Source organism: Campylobacter sp. MIT 21-1684, assembly GCF_026241315.1.
Taxonomy (GTDB): Bacteria; Campylobacterota; Campylobacteria; order Campylobacterales; family Campylobacteraceae; genus Campylobacter_D.
The window spans coordinates 145,466-156,972 of record NZ_JAPHNA010000001.1 but is presented as its reverse complement, the minus strand read 5'-3'; the positions used below and the strand labels follow the sequence as shown (position 1 = coordinate 156,972).

10 protein-coding genes are annotated in these 11,507 nt (G+C 30.9%); all 10 read left to right on the top strand.

Features of this window, described 5'->3' with window-relative positions:
- Positions 1 to 5: 5 nt before the first annotated feature.
- The 10 genes from leuS (at position 6) to OQH62_RS08780 (ending at position 11,496) form a co-directional block, all read left to right on the top strand.
- Positions 6 to 2,444: a leucine--tRNA ligase gene (gene leuS, locus OQH62_RS00760; protein WP_266012503.1), complete on the top strand. Its 2,439-nt coding sequence runs from the start codon at positions 6 to 8 to the stop codon at positions 2,442 to 2,444.
- Complete coding sequence (gene lptE / locus OQH62_RS00755; protein ID WP_266012501.1) at positions 2,441 to 2,953, top strand: LPS assembly lipoprotein LptE; 513 nt, start codon at positions 2,441 to 2,443, stop codon at positions 2,951 to 2,953. Before leuS ends, lptE begins: the two co-directional genes overlap by 4 nt.
- Complete coding sequence (locus OQH62_RS00750; protein WP_266012499.1) at positions 2,937 to 4,322, top strand: hypothetical protein; 1,386 nt, start codon at positions 2,937 to 2,939, stop codon at positions 4,320 to 4,322. The genes lptE and OQH62_RS00750 overlap by 17 nt, the downstream gene beginning before the upstream one ends.
- Complete coding sequence (locus tag OQH62_RS00745; protein ID WP_266012497.1) at positions 4,309 to 5,472, top strand: Mur ligase family protein; 1,164 nt, start codon at positions 4,309 to 4,311, stop codon at positions 5,470 to 5,472. Before OQH62_RS00750 ends, OQH62_RS00745 begins: the two co-directional genes overlap by 14 nt.
- Positions 5,459 to 6,361 carry a M23 family metallopeptidase gene (locus tag OQH62_RS00740; protein WP_266012495.1) on the top strand — a complete coding sequence of 301 codons (903 nt, stop codon included), beginning with the start codon at positions 5,459 to 5,461 and terminating at the stop codon, positions 6,359 to 6,361. Before OQH62_RS00745 ends, OQH62_RS00740 begins: the two co-directional genes overlap by 14 nt.
- Entirely contained in the window at positions 6,298 to 6,690 is a 393-nt protein-coding gene (locus OQH62_RS00735) for a bactofilin family protein (protein ID WP_266012493.1), read from the top strand. Before OQH62_RS00740 ends, OQH62_RS00735 begins: the two co-directional genes overlap by 64 nt.
- A gap of 2 nt (positions 6,691 to 6,692) precedes the next feature.
- Positions 6,693 to 9,635, top strand: coding sequence for a DEAD/DEAH box helicase (locus OQH62_RS00730; RefSeq protein WP_266012491.1), 2,943 nt, complete (start codon positions 6,693 to 6,695; stop codon positions 9,633 to 9,635).
- On the top strand, positions 9,636 to 10,388 hold the full coding sequence (locus OQH62_RS00725; RefSeq protein ID WP_266012489.1) for an ATP-binding protein: 753 nt from the start codon (positions 9,636 to 9,638) through the stop codon (positions 10,386 to 10,388).
- 2 nt (positions 10,389 to 10,390) lie between these two features.
- Positions 10,391 to 11,071: a 3-methyladenine DNA glycosylase gene (locus tag OQH62_RS00720; protein WP_266012487.1), complete on the top strand. Its 681-nt coding sequence runs from the start codon at positions 10,391 to 10,393 to the stop codon at positions 11,069 to 11,071.
- Positions 11,072 to 11,337: 266 nt separating this feature from the next.
- The gene (locus OQH62_RS08780) at positions 11,338 to 11,496 is read left to right on the top strand and encodes a hypothetical protein (protein WP_416333340.1); all 159 of its coding nucleotides are present in this window, start codon (positions 11,338 to 11,340) and stop codon (positions 11,494 to 11,496) included.
- Positions 11,497 to 11,507: the final 11 nt, after the last annotated feature.

Here is an 11,507-nt window from a genome sequence, read left to right as displayed (position 1 = left end):
GAGAAATGGCTTATAATGCAAAGCAAATAGAAGAAAAATGGCAAGAATTTTGGAAAAAAAATGAAGTTTTTGAACCAAAAGATGATTTTACTCTTGAAAAAAAATACATCCTCTCAATGTTTCCTTATCCAAGCGGACGTATTCATATGGGGCATGTAAGAAACTATACAATAGGCGATGCTTTAGCAAGATATTATAGAAAAATGGGATATAATGTTTTACATCCGATTGGTTTTGATAGTTTTGGAATGCCTGCTGAAAATGCTGCTATACAACATAACATTCATCCAAAAACTTGGACCTATGAAAATATCGCTTATATGAAAGATGAGCTTTTTTCTTTAGGCTTTTCTTTTTCCAGAAAAAGAATGCTTGCGACTTCTGATGCTCTTTACACAAAATTTGAACAAGAATTTTTTATTAAAATGTATGAGAAAGGACTTATTTATACAAAAGAAGCAAAAGTAAATTGGTGTGAAAAAGATCAGACTGTATTGGCTAATGAACAAGTTGAAGAAGGAAGGTGTTGGCGTTGTGGGAGTGAGGTGATACAAAAAAAGATGCCCGGTTACTATGTGAGGATTACCGCTTATGCTGATGAGCTTTTAAGCGAGCTTGCATATTTAAAAGATAAATGGCCACAACAGGTTTTAACTATGCAGGAAAATTGGATAGGAAAAAGCTATGGTTTAGAATTTTCTTTTGAATTTGATGAAGAAAATGCTTCTAAAGCAGGTGAGCAAAGTGTGAAAGTTTTTACTACAAGAGCAGATACTGTGTATGGAGTGAGTTATATAGCCTTAGCACCTGAACACAGTATAGTCAATCATTTACTTGAAAAAAAAATACTTGATGAAAAAGTCATTGCACGCATTAGAAGAATTCAAAATCAAACTATTAAAGAGAGAAATCAAAATGAAAAAGAAGGATACGATCTTGGAATATATGCTATCCATCCTCTAAGCAAAGAAAAAATTCCTGTTTGGGTAGCTAATTTTGTTTTAGCTGAATATGGAAATGGTGCTTTAATGGCAGTTCCTGCAAATGACGAAAGAGACTTTGAATTTGCTTGTAAATACAATCTTGCTTTGAAACAGGTTATACAACATCCAGATGCGCAAAAAAATGCAGCTTGGACGCGAAAAGAAGGAAAATTGATTAATAGTGCTTCATTTGATGGTTTAGAATGCAATGAAGCAAGAGAAAAGATTATAGAGTATTTTGAAAAGCTTGGACTTGGCACTAGAGTTGTTAATTTTAAAATCAAAGATTGGGGTGTTTCAAGACAGAGATATTGGGGTGCTCCTATTCCTATGATTCATTGTGCGAATTGTGGTATTGTTCCTCAGAATTTGGAAAATTTGCCTATTAATTTGCCTGATGATGTAGAGATTACAGGAGAGGGTAATCCTCTTGAAAAACATCTAACTTGGAAAAAATGTTCTTGTCCAAAATGTGGACAAGAAGCTACAAAGGAGACTGATACTTTAGATACTTTTTTTGAGAGTTCGTGGTATTTTGCACGTTTTGCAAGTGATGAGAAAACGTGGAAAGACCGAGCTTTTGATGAAAAGAGTGTGAGGTATTGGTTGAATGTTGATCAATATATAGGTGGCATAGAACACGCTATTTTACATTTACTGTATGCAAGATTTTTTCAAAAAGCTTTACGAGATCTAGGCTACTTGCAACAAGATGAGCCTTTTGAAAGGCTTTTGTCTCAAGGTATGGTTTTAAATAAAGGCGCAAAGATGAGTAAATCAAAAGGTAATGCTATTGACCCTGATGATATTGTAGGTAAATACGGTGCTGATACAGCAAGACTTTTTATACTTTTTGCTGCCCCTCCTCTTAAAGAACTTGAATGGAATAATGAGGCATTGGAAGGTTCATACAGATTTCTTTGCAAACTCTATGATAGGGCTTTGTCTGTACAAAAATTACCATTGTTGCAGTTACAACAAGAATGTTTAAATAAAGAAGAAAAGTATGCAAGACTTAAAGTGTATGAAGCTTTGAAAAAGTCAGAAGAAGTTTATACTCAAAGCTTTACATTTAATACGCTTATTGCTGCTTGTATGGAAGCTTTGAATGCTTTATATGTTTGTAACAATGAGGCTTTAAAACAGGAGGCTTTTTATATTATTTTAAATGTGTTAGAACCCATTATTCCTCATATTTGTTTTGAATTGAGTTCCATTCTTTTTAGATGTGAGAATTTGAGAAAAATTGAGCTTAAACCTGAAGTCTTTTTGCAAGAAAGTTTTGTTCTAGCTGTGAGTGTGAATGGAAAAAAAAGAGCACAAATTGAAATACCAAACACTTTATCAAAAGATGAAATTATACAACATGCTAAAGACACTGTAAAAAAATGGGTTGAAGGAAAAAAAATAATAAAAGAAATTTATGTAGAGAAAAAACTTGTGAATTTGGTTGTGGAATGAGAGCTTTTTTTCTTATTTTTTTTAGTTGTTTTTTTGTATCCTGTGGTTATGTACCTACTTCGAAAATAGCAAATACAATTTTTAATGAAAAAATTTATGTCAATGTTGAACTAAGTTTGCAAGATCCTAGAAATAGTATTTTTGTTGCAGACACGTTAAAAGAAATCGTTATTTCAAAGCTTGGACGTAAGCTTGCTTTAAAACACGAAGCTGATGACATTATCAATGTAAGAATGAATAATCTTGAATTTCTGCCTCTTGCTTATGATAAAAATGGTTATGTTGTAGCTTATAAGGCGAGATTGAATTTAGAATTTAATGTTGTATTTAAAGATGGAAGCAATGAAAATTTTACAACGAGTGGAAGTTATAAATTTGATATTACTCCAAATAGTGTTATAAGCGATACAGCGCGTTATAATGCTATCCGCAGAGCTTCAAGTGAAGCTTTTGATGAATTTATTTCTGTTATTGCAATCAAAGGTCATAAAAATGCCATTAAACATTAATGAGATAGCTAAAAAAACGCTTTTAACTCTTAAAGAGAGAAAACTTAAGCCTACTCCGGAAAATTACAGCGAAGTTTTTGAAGAGCTTTCTCAAAAATATGGTTTTTCAAGTACTATTGCTTTAAAGCTTGAAAAATACAAAAATTTACTCTTGCCTAATTTTCAAAAAGAATGCAATTCCAAGAATATACACAATATTGAACAATTTATAAGTTTTATTATCTCTACACTTAATAGGCAAAATGGAAGACAACTGAATGAATTTTTTGAACTTATAATGACTATTTTAACAGCTTTACAGAAAAGCAAAGACAGGAAAATAAAAGAGCTTGTTCAGATGAGTTTAGCAAGGGTTTCAAAGACTATGGAGAGCGAAAGTATTTATTTGCTTGAAAAAAAATGGAAAAAATTTGAAAAAAACTATGAAAATGATGAAATTGAAAATGAAATACTCAAATATGGTATAAGCAAATATGAGGACTTTGAGTCAATTATTAAAAAGCTTATTATAAAGCTGAATGAAAGAAGTTTTGAGTATTTTGCAGAGCTTGTGTTGTCATGCCTACGCCCTTCTTTACTTGAAGATTTGAAAATAGATGCTTTTATTCATCAATTAAAGAATAAACCTTTTCTAATAAATGAGAAGCATTTTAAAAATGAGCTTTTAGAATGTGTTAATAGACGTGTAATGTTAGATAATAAATATTTGCAAAAGACTTTACGTTTTTTTGATGATAATGTAAAAAAAATTTATCAACTTTGTGTTGTATTAAGCAAATCTCACGGACAAAACCTAGATTTTGTTAATACATTAGTACCTAATGAAAAAGGCGAGGTACAGCTTAGTTTTGAAGAATTAAAGAAAAAATTTCTTCAAATGAATGAAAAAATCGACGCTTTAAGCACACAGATTTGTTTCACTCAAAATTTACAACAAAGAGAGGCTTGGGGTGTAGCAAATGAGCTTGAAAGACTTGATGAAAACTATCATAAACACAAAATAAATTATTCTTTAGCTCTTTTCTCTCTTACAAATTATCGTTTTATTATGGAAAAATATGGTATTGGTAGTTTAAATGAGATTTTTGTCCGATTTAAAAAAATTCTCAAAGAAAATTGTATGGAACTTGATGAGCTTTGGATGATAGATGAAAAAACCTATCTTGTTGTTTCGCCAAACAAAGATAAAGATGAAGTGGCAAGATTGGTACAAAAAAACTTAAATTCCATAGAGAGTTTCCGCTTTTTGTATAAACAAGATGTGATTAGTCCAAAAATTTCAGCTGTGTATTTAGACAAACAAAGCAGACCTGATGCAAATATATTTGAAGAACTTTTAGAAAAAATCCCAAACAATGAAGATGAATGAATTTCTTGTTCATAAAACACAAGCTTATAGTAAAATAGATAAATTTATGATGTTTAGAATGTATGAAAAATATAAGCAATATTTTTGTCTTAAACCAATAATCCATATTGTTGGAACAAATGGAAAAGGAAGCACAGGAAGATTTTTAGCCCAGCTTTTAGAGGCTTTGCAGTATAGAGTAGGGCATTACACCAGCCCCCATCTTTTGGCTTTTAATGAAAGATTTTATTTGCAAGGACACAACGTTAGCGATGAGCTTTTAAATGCGGCACATTTAGAGCTTGAAAGTATTTTTAAAGAAGATTTAGAGAGGCTTTCTTATTTTGAATATGCAACTTTTTTAGCGGCTTTTTTGTTTAAGGATTGTGATTTTGTTATTTTTGAGGCAGGACTTGGAGGAGAATATGATGCTACTTCAGTATTTGAAAAAGAATTAAGTATTTTTACAAAAATAGATTTTGATCATACTGAAATTTTAGGCACAAAATTAGAAAATATAGCAAGAACTAAATTAAAAGTTATGGCAAAAAAAGCCATTATTTCCGGTGAGCAAAAGCAAGAAGTGCTTGATTTGGCTCAAAAAATCGCTTTATTAAAAGAATCGAATTTGCAAATGTCTGTGCAAATAGATACAAGAATGCAAGAGATATTTCAATTGTATTGTGAAAAATATGCTTTAGCTGATTTTTTAAGACACAATCTTCTTTTAGCCTTAAATGCGCTAACAATTTTCTTTCCATTTCAAAGAGTCTTTGAGGCTTTACAATCCTTAAAAGCTTTGAATTTGAGAGGAAGATGTGAGCAAATAGCACCAAATGTTTTTATTGATGTTGGACACAATATAATGGCTGCTAGAGCACTTCGTGAAAGATTTTATCCTTCTAAGGTGGTGCTTGTGTATAATTCTTTTTTAGATAAAGATGTTTTTACAATTTTAAAAACATTAAAGCCTATTATTGATATAATAAAAATTTACAAGTATCCAAGTCAAGAAAGAGAATTAGCCAATAAGTTTATTTTTTCTTTTGCTAAAGTGTTGAATATACAATGTCAATGGTTTGAAAATTTAGACTGCGATAAAACAACTTTGGTATTTGGATCTTTTGTTTTGGTAGAAAATTTTTTAAAGGAGTGGAGTGATAAAGAATAAATTTACTATTACTATCACAGATATTAATGGTTCAAGGCATTTTTATTTAAGCCAAATCATTAAAAAAATTGCCCTTTATATTGTGGTTTTCGTTCTTTTAATTTTAGTTTCCAGTGGTTTTTATATACGTTATCTTGATGTAAAATTAGCCCAAATCAGTGAAAAAAGAGAAGGGCTGTTGCAAAAAAGCAAAGAATTAGAGCTTGTTAATACACAAATGCAAAAAAGTATTGAAGAAAAAACACAACAGTATGCGGCTATTGAGGATAAAATTGCTTCTTTTGAGATGGCTTTGGGACTTGAAAGTGAGAATAACTTGAGCATTCATACAAGACTTGAGAATCTTGAATTAACGAATGAACAACAGGTGCAAATTTTAAGCCAAATTCCTAATGGTTGGCCTATTGCAAACAAAGGCGTTACAGGAAAATTTGGTTGGAGGGACCATCCTTTGCTTAATAGGAGAGAATTTCATCCGGGTATTGATTTGAGAGCTGAAATTGGTACTCCTGTCTATGCTCCTGCTGATGGAGTTATAGAATTTTCTGGTTATAGCGATAATGGGTATGGATATAATGTCATTTTACTCCATAATTTCGGTTTTAAGAGTGTCTATGCGCATCTTATGCGTAAGGAAGTAGTAAAAGCTGGACAGTTTATTACTAAAGGTGAGTTAATAGGATACAGTGGTAATACAGGACTTTCCACAGGTCCTCATTTGCATTATGAAGTAAGGTTTATTAATAAGGCTTTAGAGCCTTTGTATTTTTTAGATTTGCAAAGAAAAAACATTAATAAATTTTTTAATCAAGAAAGGAGAATTCCATGGCAATCTTTAATAAAGGCAATATCAACCCAACGTCAGGTTCAAGCTCAGAAACAACAGTGATTTCATCTGGGGCAAGAATGGAAGGTACATTTTACTTCAATTCTATGTTACATGTTGATGGCGAACTTAATGGTATAGTGCATTCTGAAAATATCGTTGTTATAGGAAGAAATGGAAATGTAAAAGGCGAGTTACAAGCTGATAAAATAGTTGTTAATGGATATTTTGAAGGAGAACTTGAAGCAAACAGTTTAGAAATTTTAGCCGGTGGCTATGTAAGCGGTAATATTACTATAAAAGAACTTTCTATCGAAAATGGTGGAAAATTTAATGGAAGTTCTAAAATTAAAGAAGATACAGTAAAACTTATTGAAACTCACGTTGAGTAAAAATGCAAGCCGCATTTTTTGAATATCTGCAAAATTGTGAAAGCACAACTTTCACTCGTGCTCAACTTGTGCTTTGTGAAGACAATAAAGAAGCTGATTTATTAGCGCAAGTTGCTTTTTTTAAAGGTTTAAAAGCTTTTGTTTTACCTGATTTTAGAGCCGAATTCGGAGATGATTTAAGAGCTTTTTCTAAAGAACTTTTTGAACTGTGTAAAGTTTTGGATGCTTATCATAAAGAAAATGAAGAAAAAATTCTTATTTCACCTTTTTCAACAGTGCTTAAAAAACTGCCTGCGAAAAAACATCTACAAAGTTATAAAATTGAAAAAACACAGAAATTTTCTTTGGAAAATTTTAAAGATGTGGTATCAAGACTTGGATACAATTTTGTTGATATAGTGCAAGATAAAGGTGAAGTTTCTATACGCGGTGAGATTGTTGATATTTTTTGTATTAATGAAGAAAACCCTTTTCGTCTTTTGATTTTTAATGAGGAGTTAGAGAGTATAAGGTATTTTGACATTCTCACTCAAAAATCTTTTCTTAATGAGCTTGAAAAATTTGAAATTTGCCCTTTTTTAAATGCCTTTGATAAGCAAAATCTTGAACTTTTTAAAGAAAAACTTCAAGATTTTGAAAATAAAACTGTGTTAAATGATATTCTCTCATCAGGTTTTTGGTGTATTGATGATTTTTATGATTATTTAGAATTTGATTTTATTAGTGTAAAGTATTTTGATACCTTGCCAGAACGTTTTACTTTTCTTAACGAAAAAATTCTCCCACCAGCACAACATTATAAAATGCTGCATAATACTTACACGAAAGATTTTTTTATTTTTCATCAAAAAAGAAAGATTACTGTATTTGCTCGCAATGAGGCACTTTTTAAGGCTTTTGAACTTCAAAATTTCTCTAATATTCATTTTATAAAGAGTGATTTGAGAGTAAATTTGCTTTCTAGTGATGAACTGATTGTATCTTTGAATCGTAAAGAAAAAACAAGAAAGCAAAGTAAAGCACATTTGATTATTGATGAGCTTAGAATCGGTGATTTTGTAGTTCATCAAGACTATGGAGTTGGTAAATTTTTAGGACTTGAGATAATCAGCGTAGCTGGTGCAAAAAAAGAATTTGTCGCTCTTGAGTATCAAAATAGTGATAAGCTTTTATTGCCTGTTGAAAATTTGTATTTGATTGATAGGTATTTAGGTTTTGGTGCTCAAATTCCTGTGCTTGATAGACTCGGCAAAAGTACTTTTATTAAGTTAAAAGAAAAAGTAAAAACAAAACTTTTAGTTCTTGCTTCGCAAATTGTTGCTTTGGCTGCTAAAAGAGCTTTAATAAAACCAAAAGATATTCAGGTTGATTTTGAACAGCAAGCAGAATTTTGTTTAAGTGCAGGTTTTCTTTATACGACAGATCAGCAAAAGGCTTGTGAAGAGATTTTAGATGATTTTACAAGCGCTAAGGTAATGGACAGACTTTTAAGCGGGGACGTTGGTTTTGGCAAAACTGAAGTTGCTATGAATGCTATTTTTCCTGTAGTTAAAAGTGGTTTTTGTGTATTTTTCTTTGTTCCGACAACGCTTTTGTCTCATCAGCATTACAAAACATTAAAGAAACGTTTTGAAGCTTTTAATATAGAGGTATTTAAATTCGATCGTTTTACAAGCGCAAAAGAAAAGAAAGTTCTTAGTGCAAGTGTAGCTCAAGGAAAAGCCTGTGTACTTGTAGGTACACAGGCACTTTTGAGTATTTATTGTGAAAATTTAGGACTTGTTATTATTGATGAGGAGCATAAATTTGGAGTAAAGCAAAAAGAAAAACTCAAAGAACTTTCTCACAACTGCCATCTTTTGACTATGAGTGCAACACCAATTCCAAGAAGTTTAAATCAAGCTTTAAGTACTATAAAATCATACAGTGTTTTACAAATTCCACCAGAAAACAGGCAAGATGTAAGAACTTTTGTTAAGGAATATGACCGTGCATTATTACAAGAAGCCTTTACAAGGGAGTTAAGACGAGGAGGACAAATTTTTTATATTCACAATCATATTGCAAGCATACAAGAGTGCAAGAAAGATTTACTTGAACTTTTTCCGCAGTTACGCATTCTTGTTTTGCATTCTAAAATTGATTCGAAAATTCAAGAAGAAGAAATGCTAAACTTTGAAAAAAAAGAATATGACCTCCTTTTATCTACAAGTATTGTGGAGAGCGGGATTGATTTGCCAAATGTAAATACTATTATAGTTGAAAAAAGCGATCGCTTTGGTATGGCTGATTTGCACCAACTTCGTGGCAGGGTTGGTAGAAGCTCAAAACAAGCCTATTGTTATTTTCTCATTGAAGACAAACAAAGTCTTAGTAAAGATGCTTTAAAAAGATTAGTATCTTTAGAGAATAATTCTTATTTAGGCGCCGGTAGTGTTTTGGCTTATCACGATCTTGAAATTCGGGGTGGAGGGAATTTACTTGGGATTGATCAAAGCGGACATATAGAACAAATTGGTTATAGTTTGTATTTAAAAATGCTTGAAGAGGAGTTAAATGCACTGAGTAAAAATCATTATAGAGAAGAGAATAAAAGTGAGTTGAAACTCAATGTCAATGCTTTTTTAAATAGCGATCTTATAAATGAGGACAGATTAAGACTCGAGCTTTATAGAAGATTAAGCAAATGTAAAGATGTGAATGAAGTCTATGAAATAGAAGGAGAGATTGAGGATCGCTTTGGTAAGCTTGATGTTTATACCCAACAATTTTTAGTTATGATGGTGATTAAAATTTTAGCTTGTAAGCGCTTTAAAAGTATTAGTAATTATGAACAAAATATCCAATTTGTTAGTTTTGATGGAAGTAAAAATATGATTCAAGCTCCGAGTAAAGACGATGATGATATTTTGCAGACTATTTTAACTTATCTAAGGAAGGTTTAAATGGATTGGGATAAAACTTATGCGGCAATTTATAGAGCAAGAAAAGATGTTTTAAAACCTGTATTAGAGCTTGATGAAATAACTTTAAATCATCTGCAAGGCATAGAAGAACAAAAAAAACTTTTAATTCAAAATACTTTGAATTTTGTAACAAGCAAAGGGGCAAATCACGCTTTGCTTTGGGGTGCAAAAGGCACAGGCAAATCAAGTTTGATTAAGGCTGTTTTTAATGAATTTAAACATAAAGGTTTAAGGCTTGTTGAAATTGCGAAAGAAGATTTACTTGTTTTGCCTGATATTATTGATGAATTGAGATTGCAACCTTATAAATTTATCATTTTTTGTGATGATTTTTCTTTTGAAGAGAATGAAACAAGCTATAAATTTTTAAAACCTTTGCTTGATGGAAGTATAGAAAAAGTCCCTAGTAATATACTCATTTATGCAAGTTCAAATCGTAGGCATATTTTGAGTGAGAATATTTCTGACAATCAAAACACTCAAGTGTATAGAGGAGAACTTCATTTAAGCGATGCAGCGGAGGAGAAGTTAAGTTTGAGTGATAGATTTGGACTTTGGATCGGTTTTTATGCTGGAAATTTGCAAGAGTATTTATCAATGATTGATTTTTATTTTAAAGACTATCAAGGAGATAGAGGAGAGCTTCATTTAAAGGCTAAAGAATTCGCGGCTTTAAGGGCTAGTAGAAGTGCGAGAACAGCCAAACAATTTTATTTGAGTTTCAAAGAGTAAGTATGAATGGTGCGACAATTTTTCATTTTCTTTTACAGGAAAATCTTGATTTTAAAAGTTTTGATTGGCTGAAAAATGGAACTTTAAATGAATTTGAAATTCTTGTTTCTGTCGTTTTAACACAAAATACAAATTGGAAGAATGTCTTAAAAGCTTTAGTCAATGTAAAGGCTGCAAATATTACGACTTTAGAGCATATTGAAAGATTACCCAATGCTGATTTGGCTTTATTGATTAAGCCTAGTGGTTTTTACAATACAAAAGCAAAAAGAATTAAAGCTTTGTCGAGTGCTATTTTGAAAGATTTTCAAAATTTAGAAAATTTTAAAAAAAATGTCAGTAGGCAGTGGCTTTTAAATGTGAAAGGTTTAGGGTATGAAAGTGTCGATAGTATTTTAAATTATCTTTGTGAAAGAGAAATTCTTGTGGTAGATACTTACACACAACGACTCGCCTTAGCTTTGGGATATGAATTTGAAAACTATGAGGACTTGAGAGAATTTTTTCAAAGTGGTGTTGAAAACGAACAAGAAAAGCTTTGTGAAAGATTAGACTGCAAAATGGAGCTTTATGAATTGTATCAAATCTTTCACGCTTTAATTCTTACTTTTTGTAAAGAATATTTTAAAGGTAAGTGTATTAGTGAAAAAGGGAAAGAAATTTTGCAGAAATTAAAAGCATAAGCACAGACCAGCATTTAATTGGGCTTGAGTTAAATAAAGATTTATTTTAGATATAAAGTTTTGATACATTAAGTGCTAGAGTTAAAAAAAATAAATATAAAAAATACAATGAAACTTTTTAAGTGTTCAATTTTATAGGTTTTTTAAAAGTTTTTAGGGAGTTAGAGTTTTTTGTCGCAACATTTGCAAGAGTAAAATACAATTTCTAAAAATACATTATCATTATTTAACAAAAGAATTTTAGAATTAGTTTTGCACTTAATGAAATGATATATTTTTATAATAGCGAAGTGAAAATTTCTGCTCAAAGGAGTTTAAAAATAGGTAAAATCACTTACAAACAAAGGGTGGTGATGGCAGAGGAAAGTACTAAAATACTTCAATTCAAGCTTAATTCTTGTGAATTGCTTAATAATACAAGATAAAAATTTGTAAT

Excerpts from the sequence above, each read along its gene's own strand:
- leuS (WP_266012503.1), top strand. The coding sequence starts at position 6 with ATGGCTTATAATGCAAAGCAAATAGAAGAAAAATGGCAAGAATTTTGG.
- lptE (WP_266012501.1), top strand. The coding sequence starts at position 2,441 with ATGAGAGCTTTTTTTCTTATTTTTTTTAGTTGTTTTTTTGTATCCTGT.
- OQH62_RS00750 (WP_266012499.1), top strand. The coding sequence starts at position 2,937 with ATGCCATTAAACATTAATGAGATAGCTAAAAAAACGCTTTTAACTCTT.
- OQH62_RS00745 (WP_266012497.1), top strand. The coding sequence starts at position 4,309 with ATGAAGATGAATGAATTTCTTGTTCATAAAACACAAGCTTATAGTAAA.
- OQH62_RS00735 (WP_266012493.1), top strand. The coding sequence starts at position 6,298 with ATGGCAATCTTTAATAAAGGCAATATCAACCCAACGTCAGGTTCAAGC.
- OQH62_RS00730 (WP_266012491.1), top strand. The coding sequence starts at position 6,693 with ATGCAAGCCGCATTTTTTGAATATCTGCAAAATTGTGAAAGCACAACT.
- OQH62_RS00725 (WP_266012489.1), top strand. The coding sequence starts at position 9,636 with ATGGATTGGGATAAAACTTATGCGGCAATTTATAGAGCAAGAAAAGAT.
- OQH62_RS00720 (WP_266012487.1), top strand. The coding sequence starts at position 10,391 with ATGAATGGTGCGACAATTTTTCATTTTCTTTTACAGGAAAATCTTGAT.
- OQH62_RS08780 (WP_416333340.1), top strand. The coding sequence starts at position 11,338 with ATGATATATTTTTATAATAGCGAAGTGAAAATTTCTGCTCAAAGGAGT.